Origin of the sequence: Phyllobacterium endophyticum (assembly GCF_003010935.1) — a bacterium.
Taxonomy (GTDB): domain Bacteria; phylum Pseudomonadota; class Alphaproteobacteria; order Rhizobiales; family Rhizobiaceae; genus Phyllobacterium; species Phyllobacterium endophyticum.
Genome location: NZ_PGGN01000004.1, coordinates 416,156 through 438,343 on the forward strand (window position 1 = coordinate 416,156; position 22,188 = coordinate 438,343).

The 22,188-nt window shown below is 56.6% G+C and carries 11 protein-coding genes; 8 read left to right on the top strand and 3 right to left on the bottom strand.

Features of this window, described 5'->3' with window-relative positions:
• Positions 1 to 128: 128 nt before the first annotated feature.
• The gene (locus CU100_RS20185) at positions 129 to 1,589 is read left to right on the top strand and encodes a sensor domain-containing diguanylate cyclase (protein WP_106718380.1); all 1,461 of its coding nucleotides are present in this window, start codon (positions 129 to 131) and stop codon (positions 1,587 to 1,589) included.
• A 23-nt stretch (positions 1,590 to 1,612) separates the two neighbouring features.
• Here the strand turns inward: CU100_RS20185 and CU100_RS20190 are convergent, their stop codons facing one another.
• Both CU100_RS20190 and CU100_RS20195 read right to left on the bottom strand, forming a co-directional pair.
• Positions 1,613 to 2,722 carry an NADH:flavin oxidoreductase/NADH oxidase gene (locus tag CU100_RS20190; RefSeq protein WP_106718381.1) on the bottom strand — a complete coding sequence of 370 codons (1,110 nt, stop codon included), beginning with the start codon at positions 2,720 to 2,722 and terminating at the stop codon, positions 1,613 to 1,615.
• Positions 2,723 to 2,944: 222 nt separating this feature from the next.
• A complete protein-coding gene (locus CU100_RS20195) occupies positions 2,945 to 3,856 on the bottom strand; it encodes a hypothetical protein (protein ID WP_106718382.1) in 912 nt (303 codons plus the stop codon).
• Positions 3,857 to 4,066: 210 nt separating this feature from the next.
• Between CU100_RS20195 and CU100_RS20200 the strand changes: the two genes are divergently transcribed.
• A complete protein-coding gene (locus tag CU100_RS20200; RefSeq protein WP_280951625.1) occupies positions 4,067 to 4,687 on the top strand; it encodes a DNA-3-methyladenine glycosylase in 621 nt (206 codons plus the stop codon).
• A 122-nt stretch (positions 4,688 to 4,809) separates the two neighbouring features.
• Entirely contained in the window at positions 4,810 to 5,478 is a 669-nt protein-coding gene (locus CU100_RS20205) for a response regulator (RefSeq protein WP_106718384.1), read from the top strand.
• 9 nt (positions 5,479 to 5,487) lie between these two features.
• Here CU100_RS20205 and CU100_RS20210 read toward each other — a convergent pair whose 3' ends face one another.
• A complete protein-coding gene (locus CU100_RS20210) occupies positions 5,488 to 6,927 on the bottom strand; it encodes a sensor histidine kinase (RefSeq protein WP_106718385.1) in 1,440 nt (479 codons plus the stop codon).
• A 270-nt stretch (positions 6,928 to 7,197) separates the two neighbouring features.
• Between CU100_RS20210 and CU100_RS20215 the strand changes: the two genes are divergently transcribed.
• The 5 genes from CU100_RS20215 (at position 7,198) to CU100_RS20235 (ending at position 21,879) form a co-directional block, all read left to right on the top strand.
• Positions 7,198 to 14,559: a peroxidase family protein gene (locus CU100_RS20215; RefSeq protein ID WP_106718386.1), complete on the top strand. Its 7,362-nt coding sequence runs from the start codon at positions 7,198 to 7,200 to the stop codon at positions 14,557 to 14,559.
• A gap of 72 nt (positions 14,560 to 14,631) precedes the next feature.
• On the top strand, positions 14,632 to 16,398 hold the full coding sequence (locus CU100_RS20220) for a type I secretion system permease/ATPase (RefSeq protein WP_106718670.1): 1,767 nt from the start codon (positions 14,632 to 14,634) through the stop codon (positions 16,396 to 16,398).
• Positions 16,395 to 19,055 carry a calcium-binding protein gene (locus CU100_RS27515; protein WP_106718387.1) on the top strand — a complete coding sequence of 887 codons (2,661 nt, stop codon included), beginning with the start codon at positions 16,395 to 16,397 and terminating at the stop codon, positions 19,053 to 19,055. Before CU100_RS20220 ends, CU100_RS27515 begins: the two co-directional genes overlap by 4 nt.
• A 33-nt stretch (positions 19,056 to 19,088) precedes the next feature.
• Positions 19,089 to 20,432 (top strand): HlyD family type I secretion periplasmic adaptor subunit, encoded by a 1,344-nt coding sequence (locus CU100_RS20230; RefSeq protein WP_106718388.1) that lies wholly within the window; start codon positions 19,089 to 19,091, stop codon positions 20,430 to 20,432.
• Positions 20,433 to 20,730: 298 nt separating this feature from the next.
• Positions 20,731 to 21,879, top strand: a complete 1,149-nt coding sequence (locus tag CU100_RS20235; protein WP_106718671.1) for a helix-turn-helix domain-containing protein — start codon at positions 20,731 to 20,733, stop codon at positions 21,877 to 21,879.
• The last annotated feature ends 309 nt before the right edge of the window (positions 21,880 to 22,188 follow it).

Consider the following 22,188-nt stretch of genomic DNA (forward strand, 5'->3'; position numbering starts at 1 on the left):
TTCTTCTTTGACAGGCGGCTCGCTGAGTGCCTGATGGCAAGTTTATTCCAAAGTAACGATTGTTCAGTGATTTTGGTTCATGTAGGTGCAGGCGGGTGAATGGAACCCAGACGAGAGACTTGCCCTCTATGAACGAACATGTCGACAATCACACCGATATCGAGACATTCGATCTGGCTCCCATCTCGCTGTGGCTGGAGGATTTCAGTAGCGTCAGAGACCTTTTTGAGGAATGGCGTCAATCAGGTGTCGCCGACATAAGAGCCTATCTGCGTGAAGACGAAAACCGCATCAAACAATGTTCAAGCCTGATACGCGTTCTGAAGGTCAACAAGAAAACATTATCCCTTTTCGAAGCTGAAGATTTTGGCCACCTGACAGGAAATCTCGACGCTATTTTTCGCGACGACATGCTGCAATCTCACATCCAGGAACTGTCGGCTCTGTGGGACGGTCACACCGAGTTCTCGAGCGATACGGTCAACTACACATTGAGTGGCCGTCGGCTCGACATACAATTGCGGGGGGCGGTCCTGCCGGGTTATGAACAGACCTGGAAGCGAGTCTTACTTTCAATCGAAGATGTCACCGAACGCGAGGATGCGCGGCGACAGCAGATCGAAAGCAAACGCTATGCCCAAGGGTTGTTCGAATACTCTCCCGTGTCGCTCTGGGTTGAAGATTTTAGCCGTATCAAGCGTCTACTGGATGAGTTGCGTGACCGGGGAATAACGGATTTCCGCGTCTTCACCGACGTCCATCCTGAATTCGTCGGGCAATGTGCAAGTGAGATACGCGTCATTGATGTGAACAATGAAACGCTTAGGCTATTTCTTGCGCCTGACAAATTGACGTTGTTGCGCCGGCTACCAGATATTTTCAGAGACCGGATGAATGTGCACTTCAGGGAACAGCTCATAGAACTGTGGAATGGCAACCTTTTCCATCAGCGGGAAACGGTAAACTATGCGCTGGACGGTACCGAGCGGCATGTTCTGCTGCAATTTTCCGTTTTGCCTGGTCACGAGCAGGACTGGTCTCTGGTTCAAATATCTCTGACGGATATCACCGCCAGAAAAAAGGCGGAGGCCTATCTTGAATATCTTGGGAAGCATGACGTGCTCACCAAGCTTTATAATCGGGCTTTTTATGTGGATGAAATGAACAGGCTTGAGCGTCATGAATTCCACCCCGTGTCGATCATCATTCTCGATCTGAATGGATTGAAGGTGGTCAACGACCAATGGGGGCATGGTGTGGGCGACGCATTATTGCGTCGCGTAGGGGAGGTTCTTGCAGAAGCCATCAAGCCCCCCTGTTACGCCGCACGCATCGGCGGAGACGAGTTTGCTGTTCTTCTCCCGGCCATTGACGAGCTCGGTGCAACAAGCATGGTTGAGGAGATTCGCAGCCTTATCGAGATCAACAATCAGTACTACTCAAACATACCGCTCAATACAGCCATCGGCTGGGCCACCAGCAATGCCGGCGAAAAGATGGAAGCCGTGGCCAAGCGGGCTGATTTGTTGATGTATGAGGACAAGCGGTTGCACTATTCCTCGGAGAACGAGCGCCGCAAGTTCGATTAGTCACGGCTGCTCAGGCTTCGCAGTCAGGCGCTTTGGCGAATCTTGAATAAATCTGCGTGTTCTCGAGGCTGGGATCGCCAATATTGTTCTGGAGCTATCACTTGTGCGCCCAGTTCCGCCGCGGCATGCCACGGCCAGCGCGGGTCGTACAAGATTGCCCGCGCCAGCCCGATTGCATCGGCATCACCATCCGCGATGATCGCTTCTGCTTGCTTTGCCCGAGTGATCAGTCCGACGGCAATAACAGGCATGTTAACAGCCTGCTTGATTTGCCGGGCGAATGGCACCTGATAATTCGGTTCCACCGGCATCTTTTGCAAAGGGGAGAGGCCGCCGCTGCTGACGTGGACGGCAGCACAGCCACGCGCCTCGAGCTCTTTAGCAAAGACGATCGAATTCTCGATGTCCCAGCCGCCATCGACCCAATCGGAGGCGGAAATACGTACCCAAACCGGCTTATTACCGGGATACGCCGACCGTACTGCATCGAACACTTCCAAGGGGAATCGCATGCGATTCTCAAGGCTACCGCCATACTGGTCGTTGCGTTTGTTTGACAATGGCGACAGGAACTCATGCAGCAAATATCCATGTGCCGCGTGGATCTCGATGCCGTCGATCCCGATCCTTTCTGCACGTAGCGCCGCTTCAACGAACCCGTTTCGTATCCGCACAAGGCCAGCTTCATCCAAGGCGATGGGAGCGTCGTATTCCTCAAGGTAGGGCACAGGCGAGGGCGCGGTTGTCTTCCAGCCGGTCGGCGCGGCCGGTGCAATTTGCTTGCCGCCCTCCCATGGCACACGGGTCGAAGCTTTCCGCCCTGCATGGGCCAACTGGACGGCAAACGGTATAGGCGAATAATCCCGTATGGCAGCGACAATGCGCCCAAGAGCCGCTTCATTTTCATCGGAATAGAGGCCTAGGTCGCTGGGCGAAATTCTCCCCTCCGGCGTTACCGCCGTCGCTTCAACAACGAGCAGCCCAGCACCCGACAGCGCAAGATGACCAAGGTGCATCATGTGCCAGTCGGATGCCGAGCCATCTTCAGCCGAATATTGACACATCGGTGCGATGACGATCCTGTTTGCAAGTTCAAGCGAATTCAACCGCAGTGGCTGAAACAACTGGCTCATCTCTAATACCTCAACTCTCTGGTGGCCGCGCTTTTGGATTGGGAGTTCCGGGCAGCAACAATTCATCTGAAACAGGACACAGATGGATGCTGAGATCAGCAAGTCAAGTCACGGGTCCGTCAATCGTTGGTGAGCAAACGGGAGGAATTCGAAACTGAAAAAGTGGAGGGCGCCGCCAGCACCCTACCGAGTCACGCGATTTGCCCGCGAAGTGATGGCAAACTACCTGTACGCACCAGTGGACGATGATAGATATGCCTCTTCATCCTCGTCCCTCTGCCTACCTCCAAGCGCGGCTGCTACGCTGGCTATGAAGGCGCCAATCAGCAACGAAAATGCTGCCATAAATGCCGCTGTCGCCGTCGCCTTTCTCGCGGTATCGGCGGTTTCCAGGGCGGCTTTCTTGGCTTCGTCCGCACGGGCCAAAACAGCATCGACCCGTGCCTTTGCATCAGGCGCGCTCAGTCCGCTGCGCGCAGCAACAACCTGCTCAAGGTAGGCCCTATCTTCGGCAGGAAGGCTGCCCGTTGTTGCGGCATTTATGAGTATTCTTGAAACTTCTGCACTCGCATCACCCGCAGCATCCTGTGGAGGTGAGCCGGGAGTGCCAGGGCGAAGAAGGCTGTCGACGTAATATGCGACGGACGCATTGTTGGCTGTGGCTCCTGCCGCCTCAGTCGCCGCCCCTGCAGCTCCCGAAGCTACGTTCGAAGCTGCCTGGACACCGGCGCCGACGGTGGAAGTCACTGCAGATCCAAGCATGGCCGCAACGAACAGTGTAGAAACCGCCCACGTTACAAATCCATGAGCAGTGTCCCGGAAATATACTTCGTTTGTGTGCGCACCAGTCCATTTTGTTCTCAGACGGCCTGTCAAATAACCGCCAACGCCGGCCGATATCCACTGGACGAGCACCAGCCATATCGCTGCCGAAACCGCAAAGGTTGTAGCCGACGAATTTTCAGGAGCCCAAGGCGACACCATGGTCAGGCCAAATCCGGATCCCAGTAATGTTAACAACAAGGTTATTGCCGCTGCAGCAACAGATCCGGCTAGTATCGGACCCCAGCTGAGCGCGCTGGAACTCGACTCATTTGTTGCGTCCACACCCGCGTTCAAGTCGGTGAGAGACATGGCGCTCTCCTATCGCATAAACAAAAAGAGAAGCAGAATTATTGGAATTGGCACTCCGAGCAACCAGAGAAGTATACCGCGACCCATTAGAACCTCCTATATTCTTGCGTAAGGCAGCTACGAGGACGAAAGGACCTGATCGTAGTTGCCCGCCTTGATAATAAAGGCGACGCGGGACAATTTGTTCCTTGGAAATGGAAACAAAGGGATCTGATGATCGAGTTTTTTGAACGAAGTCCGGATCTGGTCGCCCGGGACCTCATTGGGATGAGACTTATGGTCCACGGCATCGGTGGCACGATTGTTGAAACCGAAGCCTATGCCTCGGATGATCCTGCTTCTCATAGTTTCCGCGGACCCACCTTGGCAAACCGCAGCATGTTTGGCCCGGCCGCGCATGCATATGTCTACCGTTCCTACGGCATCCACTGGTGCCTCAACTTTGTCTGCTATCCAGGGTCCGCCGTTCTGATCCGGGCGTTGCAGCCGGAACTGGGTCTGGATGCGATGAAGCTGCGGCGATTGACCGAGGACGTTCGCCTTCTATGTTCGGGACCTGGGAAACTCGCCCAAGCCCTCGCCATCGATAGGTCATATGACGGGTTATCCCTGCTTTCGCCGCCTTTTACACTTGAAGCTCGGGCCGAGGTCGTGGAGATAGCGACAGGAGTTCGCATTGGTATCAGCAAGGCACCTGCCACGCCATGGCGGTTCGGCCTGCGTAACTCTCCCTTTTTGAGCCGCAGGTTCGCCTCTTCTGACGATGCCATGGAGCGCAGGCAGGCGCAGAAGCGACTGATCAAACCAGGAAACGTCAGGAGCGATTTATAAGGCCCACAGCTTCAGTTCTAAGCCACCAATTTTGGTGTAGTCCCAATTGCCTAAGGACAGAATGACAGAATAGGTGCCTAATAGTGGCAGAAGCCGCAAAGGCACGGGGGGGGCGCAAAACTATGGCACCAATAACGATCGCTCTGGTGGACGACCACCCGCTCATGCTCGCGGGGGTCGTCAATCTCTTCGAGGTGAATGACGATTTTTCGGTCGTCGCCAAAGGGACAACCGCCGACGACGCGCTGCAGATAAACAAACAGCTGCGTCCGGACGTCATGGTCCTCGATCTCTTCATGCCAGGTAATGTCTTCGAGACCATCAACGAGATCGTGACCAAGTCAAGCGGTACGAAAGTCGTGGCCTTTACAGCCATGACAGCAAGCGATTATGCGGTGAAAGCACTCAATGCCGGTGCGAGCGGTTACATACTGAAGGGGAGTAGTGCTGAAGAACTCGTTCAAGGTGTGCGTGCAGCTCACAGCGGCGAAACCTTCATCACGCCAAGCTTTGCCTGTAAGGTAATCGAAGCCCTTCGGGTCGCTTCCTTGCGCCGCATGTCGAACGGACCGATCAAGCTCAGCATTCGTGAGGAGCAGATCGTTCGGCTTTTGCTTCGGGGCTTTACAAATCGCGAGATCGCCATTGGGTTGGGCATCGGAGAAAAGACAGTGAAGAACTATATGACGATTCTGATGCAGAAACTGCATGCGAGAAATCGGCTGGAAGTCCTCATCGCTGCCCAAAAGCTCGAAGTCGGCAGCCATGGCGAGCCCATGTCGCGCCATTAGAGGCGCTCTCTACGCCGAGTTTCCTTCAAGCGGAACTGAGACGATCAACTGCGTGCCTTTCGCCCGGCGCTGCTTCAGCTCAACTGACCCGCCAAAGGTCTGCACGCGATTACGGATCCCTTGAAGTCCCAAGGGCCTGTTGCGTTCAGATGGTGCATCGGCGCGTGCCAAACCTGGTCCCGCATCGCTGACGATGACTGTAATCAAGGTTCTGTCGGCCGAAGCGATGACCTGCTGGTCCAATGCAGAGGCATGCCTGAACGCATTGTTGAGTCCCTCCTGGACTACGCGGTAGAGGCATATCTTCAAAGGATAGGCTACGTTCTCCGGCAGGTCTTCATAGCTTGCGGTGACGACTGAACCGGTTGCATATTCGTGACGCTCTACAGCAACCCGGAGCGCTTCACGAAGCGGCATGTTCTCAATCTCGGGCAGAACGAGGCCCGTTGAAAGTTCACGTAGTTCCGCAAGAACGCGGCTCGCGAGTCGCACCGGGTGAAGTTCATCTGGCGCAGTTTCAGAGACATCTGCTGGCTGTGCTGCGCCTGGAGTACCTGCTAGTCTCAGGATTAGTAAACTAAGCAGCTGGACCGGCCCGTCGTGCAGATCAGAACCGATGCGATTAAGCAGTGCCTCGTTGGATTTGCTAGCGTCCAGGCGGGCGTGATCGGCAGCAGTGCGCAGCTTTTCGTTCTGCTCCGCCAGCGCCTGCGCATCGGCCAACTGCGACTTGAGCTTTAAACGCTGGCTCTCGATAATACCGCTAGCACGCCTGACGATTAGAAAAAGCAGGGCCATGATCGCAATTGTCGTTGCACCGACGAGGGCCCAGGTACGACGCTGAACGCGGTTGCGTTCAGAGATGAATCCTTGTGCTTCTTCGTAGAGTTCACCCACGGCGATCACCTCCTGTGAGCCAGGACGGTAAATCGGTGCGTAGATCTCGACCATCGGATGATCGTCCCCATGAGCCTCATCTCCTTCATCGTCATGTCCGATCTCGAGCTGCGACACGACTGTTCCTGTAAACGCTTGGTCGATATCACCTGATGGAAGCCTCTTGCCCATCAAGGATTTGTCCGTGCTGTAAACGACACTTCCGTCTTGACGCCAGATTCGGAAACCTTCGACGCGCTTCGCGAGCTCCGTTCCAATCAGCAGGTCGTCCAGTTCCTTCTGACGGGCAGCGGAAACATATAGTCCATCGGGACCTTCTTCTACGTGACGAGCCAAAAAGCCTTCCATGTAGAGAGCACCCGCCTCGGCTCGGCTGCGCAGCTGACTTGCTGCCATCTGTGAGCTCAGCCATTCGCCCAAGATCGCCATTGAACCACAAACGATAAGCGTCGCCACAATCAGGAACTGTGCCGTCAGCCCGAGGCTCTGCCAGTAGCGGAACGCAGTTTTTGGCCCCGACCTGTCGCCCTCGTCCTTAGGGTCAAAGGTCACATTTGCCTCCGGGCCCAAAGTCCCGTCTTTCTGGCGACGAAAGTCTGTGTATTTGACTGGACCTTCCGAACTATCAAATTTGCCTCCCCCCCGACATCATCCGACCATCGAAACCCGTGCCGAAGTTCTTTTGGACCAGTTTGTTCCTTTGTTTTGGAAGTGGTCAAGAGAAACCCGGTCGAAGGTCAAAGTTTAATTGCGTCGGCATGAGCAGACGCAAGTGGGGATTGTCGCCGCACCGGCGTGTCTTGTGTCTAATGGGAGAGTAACATGGTTACCTATATTCGTTCGGATCTCGATTTCATCCTGAAGCAAATTGAGATCGCAGAAGATCACGCTCTATACGTACAGACGAACGGAGCCGAGGGCGCACCCCTGTATGGCACGAGCCTGAACGCAAACCCTGCATCGATCCCTTCATATAACGTCGCTTGGGGCCTTCGCACTGTCGACGGCTCGTACAACCATCTCTTGCCCGGTCAGGAACAGTGGGGCGCGGCCGACCAGGAGTTCCTCGAGCTACTCAACCCGCAATACCGGACTGTCATGGTTGATCCCGACGGCGCGGGACCATCGCCGGCCATTCCGATTACCTACACGCCCGGAAACGACGTGGATGGTCCGGGAACGTTCGCAAACCCAGGCGATGTTATCGATCCTGAAGTTCGGACGATCTCCAACCTTATCGTCGATCAGACCCTTGGCAATCCTGCCGCGATTCTGACGGCACTGCAGCGCGCCGGCAACGATGATCCGGGCATGCTGATCACCGCTTCGATCTCGGCTGCCTATTTTCCCCTCCAGGACGAATTCCGAGCAGTGGCCGATGCCCAGCGCGTGGAGGCAGCTGCCGCGGCAGCTGCCTCGGCTAACCCCACCAATGCTGCGCTGCAGGTGGCTGCCGCGAATGCGGCCGCAGCGCTTGCGGCTGCGCAGGCGACCCTGGATGGTGCAGCCGGCGTGCCCGGCGGACTATACGACCTCTTGGCTAATAACGGCATCGAACTCGACGGCGCCAATGTCCACCTTCCCAATATCGCGCCGGATGAAGGTCTGTCGGCTCCGTTCAACTCGTGGTTCACATTGTTTGGTCAGTTCTTCGACCACGGTCTTGACCTCGTCAACAAAGGCGGTAACGGCGCGGTAATGATTCCGTTGCAACCGGATGACCCGCTGTATGTTGAAGGTAGTTCGACCAATTTTATGGTGCTGACGCGCGCCACCACTTCCCCTGGCGCTGACGGCGTCTTGGGCGACAATCCCGCAACCGTCGGCGTGGACGAAAGTCTGGACGACGGCCGACCCGTCAATACGACTACCTCCTATGTCGACCAAAACCAGACCTATACGTCGAATCCCGCGCATCAGGTGTTCATCCGGCAGTACGTGTCAACGCCGGATGGTCCGGCGGCAACCGGCAAGTTGATCGAGGGCGCCAACGGTGGCATGGCAACCTGGGCCGAACTCAAGGCACAAGCAGCAAACGTCCTCGGCATCCAATTGACCGACCAGGATGTTGCCGCGGTTCCGCTACTGCGGACCGATCCTTACGGCAACTTTATCCCAGGTCCCAATGGCTACCCGCAGCTGGTCATCGGCATTGGACCTGACGGCATTCCCAACACTAATGATGATCTGGTAGTTGAGGGTGATCCTAACAATCCAGTCAATCCCCACAATGTCTTCGGAGCGACCGATCCCCTGCTTGCAGTTCGTTCGGTCTTCACAAATCACGCCTTCCTTGCCGACATCGCACATGGCGCAGCGCCTGATGGTCTTGCCGACGGTGACACCGAAATCGGCGGCAACATTCCTGTCGACGGAGAGTATGACAATGAACTGCTCGACGCACACTTCATCGCCGGTGACGGCCGCGTCAATGAGAACATCGGCCTGACCGCCGTTCACCATGTATTCCATGCCGAGCACAATCGGCTGGTCGAACATACCAAGGAGGTCGCTTTCGCCGACGCCCAAGCCATTCTTGATGGCGGCGGATCGGAGGCCGAAGCCGTTGCCTTCCTGAATGAGTGGCTCATCAATGATGTTACCACGGTTCCCGCCACTGCCGCTGGCCTCAACTGGGATGGCGAACGACTGTTCCAGGCGGCCAAGTTTGGCACCGAGATGCAGTACCAGCACCTCGTCTTTGAAGAATTCGCCCGCAAAATCCAGCCAAATATCAACGTCTTCCTAGTGCCGGACGGCTTCGACACGACGCTGAATCCATCGATTGTGGCCGAGTTCGCCCACGTCGTCTACCGCTTCGGCCACTCGATGCTGACTGAGTCGATCGACAAGTACGACGCGTCCTTCACGCCCGACCACATTAGCCTGATCCAAGGCTTCCTCAACCCAACGGCTTTCGACGGCGTCAATCATGCCATCACAGACGATGTTGCCGCCGGTGCGATCATCCGCGGCATGACTCGCCAGGTTGGCAACCAAATTGACGAGTTCGTTACCAGCGCGCTGCGTAACAACCTGCTCGGCCTGCCGCTTGACCTCGCGACCATCAACCTGGCGCGTGGCCGTGATACCGGCGTGCCCTCACTGAATGCGGCCCGCGCCGAATTCTATGAGGCAAGCAACCAGAATGTTCTTCTCAAGCCCTATGAAAGCTGGGTCGACTTTGCCGGCCATCTCAAGAACGAAGCCTCGATCATCAACTTCATCGCCTCCTACGGCACGCATCCGCTGATTACCGGCGCGGACACACTTCAGGAAAAGCGCGATGCGGCACTGACCATTATCACCGGCGTGTCAGTCGGCGGCATGACTGTTCCTGCCGATGCCCTCGATTTCCTTAACGCTACGGGTTTCTATGCGGGCGGCTCGCTCGGCGGCCTCAACAATGTCGACCTCTGGATCGGGGGCTTGGCCGAAGAGACCATGCCTTTCGGCGGCATGCTTGGTTCCACCTTCAACTTCGTCTTCGAAGTGCAGATGGAGAATCTGCAGAGCGGTGATCGTTTCTACTATCTGCAACGGCTCGACGGTCTGCATCTGTTCGGTGAAATGGAGAACAATTCTTTTGCCGCGATGATCATGCGCAACACCGATGCGACGCATCTGCCGTCCGACGTATTCTCGACGCCTGGCCTGATCCTCGAGGTCAATCAGAGCCGCCAGTTCAACGACTTGAATGGAGACGGGACGCTTGAGAGCACCGATCCAACCGGCGGTGGCATACTCACGCCGCTCGTGGTTCGCAATAATCCCGGCACGGTCGGACCTGACACAAACTACCTCCGCTACACCGGTGACGACCATGTGGTGCTCGGCGGCACTGAAGCAGCCGACATTATGATTGCAGGCATCGGCGACGACACGCTCTTTGGCGATGGTGGCAACGACAACCTGGAAGGGGGCTTTGGCAACGACATCATCAACGGTGGCGACGGCGACGACATCATCAAGGACTCTGGTGGTGACGACAATATCAAGGCCGGCAAGGGCAACGACGTGGTCCATGCTGGACCGGGTCTCGACCTGGTTATGGGCAATGACGGCCAGGATTTCATCTTTCTCGGCACAGATGCAGGCTCGGAAGTCTTCGCAGGCACGGGGAACGACTTCATCTACGGCAACAAGAACGCCGAACGCATCCTCGGCAACGAAGGCAATGACTGGATCGAAACTGGTACCTTCGACGGTGCCCCCGGCGACAACTTCGACGAAGTCTTCGCCCACGACGGCATCGACGGACACGATGTGTTCCTCGGCGATGGTGGCTTTGACGAGTTCATCGGCGAAGGCGGCGACGACATCATGGTCGGCAGTGCCGGCCGCGGCAAGATGGTGGGCATGTCCGGCTTCGACTGGGCGACCTACAAGGATAATCTGACTGGCGTAAATGCCGACCTGTCCATCCCCATTATCTTCGATGAAGCACCGACCCTGCCGCAGAACGCGGCTCTCGACGAGTATGAGTCGGTGGAAGGTCTCTCGGGTACGAGATTCAACGACGTTCTGAAAGGCACTGAGGACGTGGCCGCAGATCGCGCACCGCTGGCTGACGGCGGAACGACGGGCTATCGCGGCAGCGTGCTGGACGCAGAGGGTATCGCCCTTATCCAGGGCCTGCAGGAGGTTCTCGGCGCTGACGTGACGATCTTTGATGGTGGTGACATCATCCTCGGCGGCGACGGCAGCGATGCAATCACCGGCAATGCCGGCGATGACATCATCGACGGTGACAAGTATCTCGACGTTCAGATTGCAGTATATGCTGCAAATGATACGGAGCATGCTGGTACGCCTATCGCTCTGCACAAGTCGATGACGACACTTGCCGCCAGCATGTTCAACGGCTCGATCAATCCCGGACAGCTCGGCATCGTTCGAATGATCAAGAACAGCAATGACGATACCGACAGCGACGGCATTGCCGATGTCGATCGGGCGATCTTCTCCGGAGCACGAGACGAATACGATATCGACTTCAACACCGATGGAACAATCACTGTAGCCCATACTGGTGGGCTTGCGACAGATGGCACTGATACCATTCGCAATGTTGAAATTCTCGACTTCACCGACCAGGATATTTCTCTGCAAGCACCTACCCTGGATCTCCATGGTGATGTCACAAATACATCCACCGTATCTGTTCCTCAGGCGTTTCGTGACACGTTCGATACACCAGCCTTCAACAACAGCAATGGCACCGTCAACTGGGCTGGAACACCTTGGGTGGAGGCCAATGACAGCGGCGGCGTGACTGCCGGGCAGATCCAACTCGACAACGGCACCAATGACCTTCGTTTCCTGGCGGGGGACGGCGCGACGATCACACGTACCGTCAATCTCTCAGGCCTTACGACTGCTGTGTTGTCGTTCGAGTATGATCGAAACAACGGCTTTGGTGGCAGCATCGATGTCGGGGAAACCGTCCAGGTGCAATATTCAGCCTCAGGGAGCTTCACGCCCGGGAATTTCACCATTCTCGAAACGATAGGCAGCATCTCCGGGGGATTTGATGGCGCGGATAATCCTAGTTTCAACCTGAACCTCGCCGGCGCTGGGCCGAACTCAGCCATCCGCTTTGTCGCCTCGACGATCACTGGAACGGGAGAAGACGTCCGCATAAACAACGTCAATATTGCCACCACGACCAGCACGACAACCACAACCCCTGGCACGCCCGGCAACAACTATCAAACGAGCTATACGGAAAACGGCCTAGGCGTCGCGATTGCTAACGGTGCACTGATCACCGACGACGGTACGACCATGAGTTCAGCTCGGGTTGTGCTGACCAATGCCAGTGCAGGCGATGCCCTTTCGGTACTCGGCTTGCTTCCAGGCGGCATCAGCTCATCGGTGGATACCTCCGTAGCAGGTCAGATCACCCTGAACCTTTCAGGTACAGCCTCAATCGCCAATTACCGGACGGCTATCCAACAAGTGCGCTATGCAAACACATCGGATAACCCGTCTCCTGGCGCCAGAGCCATTCAGGTTACAGTCAATGATGGGCTATTGAACAGCAATATCGCGACCGCGACGGTCACCGTCACAGCCTCGAACGATGCACCGTCAGCCAACAACGACACGGTCATCACCAATGTGGCTGCGAATACCGCATTCTCCGTCTCGCAGGCAGCGCTGCTTGCCAACGATACGGACCCCGAGGGCTCGCCGGTCAGTATTACGGCAGTGGGCGGAGCCATTGGACTTGCTACTGGCCCAACGCTGGGGGCGGGAATTATTACCCTTGCCGATAACACGATCGCCGGCGGCTCCTTCACCTATACCGTAAGCGACGGCACTCTGACCGACCCGGCCACCGTGACGATAAATCGCGTTACAACCGCCAATATCACGGGAACCGGCGGCAACGATATCATTGTCGGCAATGGCGCCATCAATGCGATCAACGGCGGCGGCGGCAATGACAATATCAATGCTGGCGACGGCAACGACACGATCGCTGGCGGTACAGGCAACGATATCATCGTGGCCGGAACCGGCAACGACACGATCGTCTGGAATACCAACGCCTCCGGTGACACCGATGGTTTCGACATCATCGATGGTGGAGCCGGCGCTACCGACACCTTCAACTTGAACGGGCGGGACGGGCTAGCCGAGACATTCCGGATTTATGCGAAAGCGGAAGCTCTCTTGGCCGGCATTGCGGTGTCAGGAGCCAACACTGAAATCGTCATAACTCGTACGGTTGGGCTAACGACGACCATCATTGCCGAACTCGACAATATCGAAGAAATTACCGTCAATACCCTCAATACCACTGCCAACAACAACAACAATCCGAACACGCCGGATGGAGGGGTGAACAACGGCGATACGATCGAGGTTATCGGTAACTTCAATGCACCGTTTACGAGCTTGAATTTCAATACCATCACCATCGATGGGAATGCAGGCGATGATACGGTAGATATATCGGCCTTGAGTTCGGCTCACCGCATCGTCTTCAGGTCAAATGGCGGCAACGACACCATCGTCGGCAACCTCCGTCCGCAGGACGTGGTCGAACTGCCGGAAGGCGCAACCGTCGCTGACTACGAAGTCACGATAGAGGATGGCGTCACCACCATGACGAGCAGTGAACATACGATCAAATTCACTGCACCCGGTGGCATGCCGCAAATTGGCGGGGATCCAGTCGATGATGAAGACGAGGACGACGAGGACAACGATGATCACAACCACAATGGCGGTTCCTGTAACGATGACGATGATGACGACGATGCTCCGGCACCTGGCAATACACCAGGCGCTCCAGTTGTGGGTACAGCCAATGCCGACGTTCTCCTAGGCACGGTTAAGGGCGAAAATATCATTGCCCTTGGCGGCAACGATACGGTCCTCGGTGGCGACGGCGCGGATGTTGTTCGCGGCGACGAGGGCGATGACTTCATCAGTGCTGAAGGTGGTAACGACATGGCTTTCGGCGGTGCCGGAAGTGACGACATCCTCGGCGGGGCAGGCAATGACATGCTCTACGGTGATGCTGGGTCCGATCGCATCTTTGGGGATGCAGGGAACGATCTGATCGATGCCGGTATCGGCAACGATACGGCTCATGGCGGCGACGGTAACGACATGTTTGTCGGTGGATCCGGCGATGGGGACGACGCCTACCACGGTGACGCCGGTATCGATACACTCGACCTGGCCGCGATCACGGCCAACCTAAGTGTTGATCTTGGTACGGGCTTCATGGGCCGGGGCAGTGCGTCGAGCACTCAATCGGGCAATGACACGCTATGGAATGTCGAAAACGTCGTGACGGGTTCCGGCAACGATACGATTACAGCAAGCAGTGTCGTCAACATCATCGATGGTGGTGCCGGCAATGACACATTCCGCTTCCTCTCCGCAGGGGATGCAGATGGGGATACGATCGCGGGCTTCCAGCCCGGGGACAAGATCGATCTTAGCGGGGTCGATGCCAATGGCGGCGCAGGCGGCAACCAGTCCTTCACCTTGGTAGCCGGTTCGAACCTAAGCGGTGCTGCACAACTGGTTGTCACGCATGAAACCCGCGAGGATGGTGACTACACGATCGTTCAGGGCAGTGTGGATGGCGACAGCGGAGCAGAGCTGCGACTGAGCATCAAGGGCAACCACAACCTCACCAACGCAGATTTCAATCTGTGATCAGGAGCGATAGCGAGCCGGTCTACGCCGGCTCGCTGATCCAGCCAACAAAACCAAGAAACGGTGATGGTAATGCGTTCGAAAACCCCTTTGATCGGTACGAAGCGGAAAAATGCAGAAAAGCTTACGCAAGGCTTTCGCGGCATGTTCGTGTTCCTCTTCACCACCTCCGGCGTCATCAACATCCTCGCGTTGACCGGCTCGTTTTACATGCTTCAGATCTATGATCGCGCGCTCACCAGCGGCAGCGTCCCAACGCTTCTGGCCTTGTCGGCGCTGGCGATCGGACTTTACCTTTTCCAGGGCATGTTCGATATTATCCGCTCGCAGGTGTTGGTGCGTATCGGAGCGCGTCTCGATAGCAAAATCGCACCGATGGCGCATCAAGTCGCGATCGATATGCCTCGCTTCGGCTTTTCGACGGCAGAATCGCTGGAACGGGGCCGCGATGTAGATACGGTGCGCGGCTTTCTCGGCAGCCAGGGACCGGTTGCACTATTCGATCTGCCGTGGATGCCGCTATATCTTATTTTCGTCTATATGCTTCATCCCTATCTCGGTGCTTTGACCTTCGCCGGCGCGTTCATCCTGTCCATGCTGACCATTGCCACCGAGCTGATGACCAGGCGCCTTTCAAGCGCAACTCATCAGGCGGCGATTGCCCGCAATGCGATTGCCGATTCCAATGCCCGTAACGCCGACATACTCAAGGCCATGGGTTTCGCAGGCCGGGCGGTCAATCGCTTCAATGTGGCCAACCGGGATCACCTCGAGCTTCAAACCCGGACGAATGACATCAGCGGAACGTTCGGTGCGATTTCTCGTGTCCTACGCATGATCCTACAATCGGCAGTGCTCGGACTTGGTGCCTGGCTGACGATTCAGGGCGAACTTTCTGCCGGCGCAATTATTGCCGCCTCGGTTGCTTCGGCCCGTGCTCTGGCACCCGTCGACCTTGCAATCGGTAACTGGAAGGGTGTTGTTGCCGCGCGAACGGCGTTTCAACGGTTGAAGGAAACTGTGGTTGCACTTGCTGCCTCAGATACTCCGATGGATCTGCCTGCTCCTAAGGCGACTTTGAAAGTTGAAAAGATTACAGTGGCGGCCCCAGGGTCCGGCCGTGTACTCCTGAGCGATGTGAGCTTCGAGATCAATGCAGGGCAGGCGCTCGGCATCATTGGGCCGAGCGGCGGCGGCAAGACGACGCTTGCCCGCGCACTGACCGGTATTTGGCCTACGCTACGCGGGAGCGTACGACTGGACGATGCCGAACTGACCCAATGGGCCGACAGCAACCTCGGCAAATATATGGGTTATCTGCCGCAGGACGTAGCCTTGCTCGACGCAACGGTCGAAGAGAATATCTCGCGACTTGAATCAAAGGTCGACGCAAGGGCGATCGTGGAGGCCGCCAAGATTACAGGCATTCACGAGATGATCGTGCGCATGCCGGATGGCTACCGTACGGCACTCGGTCCGCAGGGCGCGTCTCTGTCAGCCGGACAACGCCAGCGCATAGGGCTCGCACGCGCTCTTTATCGCAACCCGTTCATCGTCGTCATGGATGAGCCAAATTCGAATCTAGACGGCGAAGGCGAGATGGCGCTGACGCAGACAATCAAGACTATTCGTGAGCGAGGTGGTATCGCGATCGTTATCGCGCACCGGCCAAGCGCGCTTGCGGCGGTCGACATGGTCGCAGTCATCCAAAATGGCAAGATGGTGGCATTCGGGCCGAAAGAGGAAATTCTCAAATCGTCTACTCCCGCAGAAACGGTCAAAAGACCCGCGCCTGCCGCACAAAATGCGCCGCGCGTCACATCGAGGGTTTCAGCATGATAATAGATGTCAAAGGGACCAAATCCGAAAAAACGGAGCCGGACGAGTCTCACGAACATTATGTCCTGAAGAACGCGGACAAGCGCTCCAATGCACCGCTCTTCTTTACGGTGTTTCTAACAGGGCTTGCGCTTTACCTTAAAAGTGCATTCCCCCGTCTCGGCGGTGAGGAGCGGCATGAAGAGGCTAAGATTCCGCCACCGGATCAGGCTGGCTCACCCGAGGTAGCCGCAGCGGGCGCTCCCGAAGTGACGAGTGTGATGGAAGAGCGGACAAGGGAGAAACCGGGCTCCGGTGGGCAATTGTTCGGTAACGGCGATTGGCGCTATGAGCTTTCCGATTCGCCAATGATCGAGTTCCAAAGGCTCAACTTGCCAAACTCTGCGCTTTTGAAGAACTTCGGTGGGGTTTCGTTCTCTTTCCATGCTGCAAACGACAATGCCTGGCGCGGTGGCCGCGTGTCCAACATCGGCCATAGCGGAGGCTCGAACGTTCAGCTTGCGCCTGTCCAGGAGGTCGATCACCGCGAAGATGAAGATGAGGATGACGATACAGACGAGGAGAAAGTCGCCAATCGTGCACCGCGGATCAACGGACCCGTCTATTTGACTGACGTCTTTGGCTGCGCGGTTGCTATGATCGGGCTGTCCGATCTACTGCGCGGCGCGTCGGATCCGGATGGTGATGCGCTCCGCATCCAGAATATCAGCGTGTCCTCCGGAACGCTGACGCAGACGTCGAGTGGCTGGTACTTCGACGCAGCGATGCTCGGTCCCGTGACCATCACCTACCAGATCACCGACGGCAAACTCTCGATCCTGCAGACCGCCCAGTTCTCAGTGCTGAAGACCCCTCCGGTCATCGGCACCCAAGGCGATGATATTCTCGTCGGAACCAACTGCGCCGATGATATCGACGGGCGTGACGGCAATGATAATATCGACGCCAGGGGCGGCAACGACACCGTCAATGGCGGCAATGGCGATGATCATATTGTTGCCGGCAGTGGAAATGACATCATCTTCGCGGGGGCCGGCGATGACATCGTCCTTGCCGGGCTCGGCGACGATCAGGTTTGGGGCGGCAGCGGCAATGACCGGCTCTTCGGCGAGGAGGGGCGCGATACGATATTCGGTGACAGCGGTAACGACACAATCAACGGCGGGCGTGATGACGACCTGCTTTTCGGCGGCGAAGGCAATGACAGTATGGCGGGCGAACATGGCCGCGATACGATTCACGGCGACGGCGGCGACGACAAACTGGACGGCGGCGACGGTAATGACATCATTCTCGGCCAGGCGGGTGCTGACGAGCTCAACGGTGGCTTTGGCGATGATATTCTCAGTGGCGGTAATAACAAGGACGTCGTGCGTGGCGGCGATGGCAACGATACTGTCATAGGCGATGCCGATCAGGTGGCCGACCAGTATGATGGCGGCCCCGGCCGTGATACACTCGACTATACGGCTGCCCAAAATGGCAGCATGATCGATCTCGCCGCAGGAACTGCCTCCAGTGAGGAGATCGGTGAAGATACGTTCTCGCCCTTCGAGGTTCTGCGGGCCGGGTCAGGACAGGACGACATCAAGGGCAGTGATGGCGCCGATGAAATTTACGGCAACGGCGGCAATGACCGTATCGATGGCGCCAGCGGCGCAGACGTCGTGTCGGGCGGCGAGGGCGATGATCAGCTATCGGATGGGGCAGGGGCGGATACTGTAAGCGGAAACAATGGTGATGATACCGTCACCGCCGCCATGGACAGTGAAGTAGACACATATGATGGCGGTGCCGACATCGACACGCTGGACTATTCGGCTGCACTGATGGACGTGGTTGTCGATCTGGTCGCTGCAAATGCTAGCGGCACGGAAATTGGCGAGGACAGCATAGTTAATTTCGAAGTAATCAAGACAGGAGATGGTGACGATAAGATCACCGGCGGTGCCGAAGATGAGACGCTGATAGCTTGCTGCGGTGATGATGTGGTTTCGGGCGGCGGCGGGGACGACATCCTCTGCGGTGGCGAAGGCCACGACGTGCTAAGCGATGGCGAAGGCGCGGATGTCGTACTGGCTGGCGCAGGCGACGATTCCGTGCTCGCCGCGGCGGACGCCGCCAACGACAGATACGAGGGAGAGGAAGGCTTCGACACCCTCGACTATTCGCAGGCTGCGCAGGGCGTGCTTGTCGACCTGAACACCGGCACGGCGACTGGATTCGACATCGGCCAAGATGTGATTTCCGGTTTCGAACAGGTAGTCGGAAGCACTTCCAACGATCAGATAAATGTGGGTACGACCGCCATGATCCTGGAAGGCAATGGTGGCGCTGACACATTCCAGTTCGCGATACCCGAAGGCAGTTCCAGCGCCGAGGTCATCCACCAAATCCTCGACTTCATGGTGGGGGATCGCATCGAGATGTCGAGATACGAGATATTCGAAGACGTCATCGATACGCTGGAAGACCGGTTCGAGGATACTTATGGGGAGGAAGCTGGCGCGCAACCGCTGCCTATCCGGGTTCGACATGAGGGAACGGACGAACTTCAGAAGACACTGATCGAAGTCGATATGGACCGCGATGAACACTATGAAATGACGATTAATCTAACAGGCCATCACATGTTGATGGTCGTCGAAAATACTTGAAGAACACCATCTGGATGTGAGCGGGAGTGAAATATGTTCGGCCGACAAAAACACAAAAACAATGCCAGCGGCTCTACAAGCCTGATCGAGGGCGACAATAGTTTTCCAGTTGGGCCGCGCGTCTTTGCGGGGATCACCCTCGGTATGCTTCTCTTTGTGGGAGCAGGAGGTTGGGCCGCAACGGCCCAGCTCACCGGGGCGATCATTGCTCCGGGAATGGTCAAGGTAGATCAGAACTTGAAATCAATTCAGCACCGGGATGGCGGCATCATCAGCGAGATCGCCGTCAGAGAGGGTGATTTTGTCACAAAGGGACAAGTTATGCTGCGGCTGGACGACGCCGAAACGCGCGCAGAACTTTCGATCGTTCGGACCCAACTTGTTGAGCTAATGGCAAAACAGGCCCGGCTCATGGCGGAGCGCGATAATCGCGATTCAATAGAATTCTCGCCCGAACTGACGTCCAGGGTAAAGGATTTCCCACACGTCTTTTTCGGCGAGAACCGCATGTTTGATGGCAATCGGCAGAACCGCAAAAGCCAGAAGGAACAACTTACACTGGGTATCGATCAGCTCGGCGAGGAGATAAAAGGGCTGCAATCGCAGCGCGATGCCAAAATCGATGAGATTGCGCTGGTGACGACCGAACATGGCAAGATAAAGGGGCTGACAGACAAGCGGCTGATCGAAACGTCACGCAAATATATCATTGATCGAGAAATGGCCAAGCTACTGGGCGAACGCGGCGAGGTGGAGGCCAATATTGCCAGGGCCAAGGCCCGCATGGGTGAAATCCGCCTGCAGATACTAGCCATTGACGAGACGGCACGGACGGAAGCACAACGCGAACTGAGTTCGATCGAACCGAAACTCTCAGAACTCAGGGAGCGGCGGGTGGCAATCGAAGACCGTCTGGCGCGCGCGGATATAAGAGCGCCGCTCTCCGGCACGGTCAACGAACTGTCTGTACATACGATTGGCGGCGTCATCACGCCTGCCGAGAAGCTGGTCACGCTCGTTCCGGAAGACGCGGCACTGAAGATCGAGGCCAAGCTGGCGCCAACCGATATCGACCAGGTTTTCGTCGGCCAGCCGGCAAAGCTGCGTTTTTCGGCCTTCAACCAGCGCACAACACCTGAACTCTTTGGCCGTATTGCCTATGTCTCCGCCGCAACCAGCAGCGATCCCGCGACTGGTCAGGTATTCTACCTGGCGGACGTGGTTGTGCCGTCAGACGAACTTGAAAAGCTTGGAGGAAGTACGCTCCTGCCAGGCATGCCAGTAGAAGTCTTCGTTTCGACAGAACAGCGCACCGCCATGTCGTTCCTCTCCAAACCTCTGGCTGATCAATTCAACCGTGCATTCCGCGAGCAATAACGCTCGTAATCCAATACGAATTAATCTATCGCGCCGGACAAATTCCCCGGCGCGACTTCCTTCGTTTTGATATTGACTTAGAAGCTGAAGTCGTGCCCCATGTTGCGCTTCCAAGATCGGTCACGAGGATATACCAGTTCGGCCTCTATTTTTATGGCTATCCCCGAATTTAGACCTTCAACGGGACGTTAACCTCGCTGTGCGATGAAGGCACGTCGGGTTTACTCATCGTACGACAGGAAAACCGGTTTCCGTTGTCAGGAGGATAGATTTGCCAGACGCCAGAAAAGGCAAACAGCTGTCACAACCGCTCGCGTCACCGGATGATACAGGAGGCGATGCCCCGCCAGTGCATGGAGAACGACGCCGTTGGCCCCGGTCCGCAAGACCTGTCGAGGATGCGGTTGCGGCCACGTTCCCCGCCCTCCAACCCTTGAAATTCACCACCCGCGATTTGCCCCCTAGCGATCAGTTTGCCGCTTGGCAGACGTATTTGGCGCCGCTCGTCGACATCAAATTGCCGGAAGGTGCCGGTACGGAGAGCGGGTTTCCCGCGGATCATACAGCTTGGAATCTTGGCAGCATGCTTGTCGTGCAGCAGGACGCCCCCGCCCACAGTTATCTAAGATCATCCGCAAGACTGCGGTCCAATACAATTGACCATTGGCACGTCGTCGTGCTGCGCTCCGGCCGGACATGGACGGAAGTGGACGGACTTGTTTGCGAGGGAGAACCGGGCAAAGTCGAGTTCAGATCGCTCGGGTACCCATTTCGAGGCCGCACGACCGACGCAAAAAGTATGTCTGTATTCCTGCCACGCGAGTTGTTTACTGAAATCGGCAAAGATATAAAGAACAACACGAGCATATCCGGAAACTATACCAAGTTGCTGATCGAATACCTCGACAGTATCGAAACCAATCTTGCCAGTCTGACCGCGAAGGATCTTCCTCAGATAGTGCAGACGACGAGGGATATGATCATTACTTGCGTCTCATCATCCACCGACACATCCGGTACAACTGAAACGCAGGGCAATCTGGCGCTTATGGAGCGAGTTCGCCGCCACGTGCAGCGAAATCTGAATTCACCCGATCTCACACCGGATACGCTGTGCCGCGAACTTGGGATTTCGCGGACACGGCTTTACCAGTTGTTCGAGCCAAGCGGCGGTGTTCTTCACTACATACAAAAGCGGCGCCTCTTGTCGGCGCACGCGGCACTTAGCAATTCGGCCAACCGGCAGCAGATCATCGAAATAGCGGCCGCCGTAGGCTACACGTCCGCAGCCCATTTCAGTCGGGCATTCAGCAAGGAATTCGGCTACAGCCCGCGCGAGGCGCGCAGCGTTGCGGTGCCGCCATATTTTGCGCATGCTGTTTCACCGGCGGAAATCGGCGAGACCGGACATTCTTTCGACGAGTGGCTTAAATCGCTCGGCCATTGAGGGTGAACGGAACGCCGGCATTCCCACGCGTATCCGCAACAATCCAGAATATCGTCTGAGCCCCGTAGCCGCCGCAACGGGCGAGGGCAGCGACGCCCGCCATATTCTGCCGATACGCGTTTTTTCTATCAAACTCCGGCTGTGCAGCCCAAATATGGACGGAGCGGCAAGTTCCCGGATGCGCATCTAACGACAGTCCAAGGGCAAGAAAGTATACCAAAAACAAGAACGACGACGGCGTCAAAACAAATTCGACGGTTCGGATTGAAGAAAAACGGACGCCGCCGATCGAAAAGAAAAACAAGTTTT

Bases quoted from the DNA above. Each gene is read 5' to 3' on its own strand.
- CU100_RS20185 (WP_106718380.1), top strand. From the start codon at position 129: ATGAACGAACATGTCGACAATCACACCGATATCGAGACATTCGATCTG.
- CU100_RS20190 (WP_106718381.1), bottom strand. From the start codon at position 2,722: ATGAGCCAGTTGTTTCAGCCACTGCGGTTGAATTCGCTTGAACTTGCA.
- CU100_RS20195 (WP_106718382.1), bottom strand. From the start codon at position 3,856: ATGTCTCTCACCGACTTGAACGCGGGTGTGGACGCAACAAATGAGTCG.
- CU100_RS20205 (WP_106718384.1), top strand. From the start codon at position 4,810: ATGGCACCAATAACGATCGCTCTGGTGGACGACCACCCGCTCATGCTC.
- CU100_RS20215 (WP_106718386.1), top strand. From the start codon at position 7,198: ATGGTTACCTATATTCGTTCGGATCTCGATTTCATCCTGAAGCAAATT.
- CU100_RS20220 (WP_106718670.1), top strand. From the start codon at position 14,632: ATGCGTTCGAAAACCCCTTTGATCGGTACGAAGCGGAAAAATGCAGAA.
- CU100_RS27515 (WP_106718387.1), top strand. From the start codon at position 16,395: ATGATAATAGATGTCAAAGGGACCAAATCCGAAAAAACGGAGCCGGAC.
- CU100_RS20230 (WP_106718388.1), top strand. From the start codon at position 19,089: ATGTTCGGCCGACAAAAACACAAAAACAATGCCAGCGGCTCTACAAGC.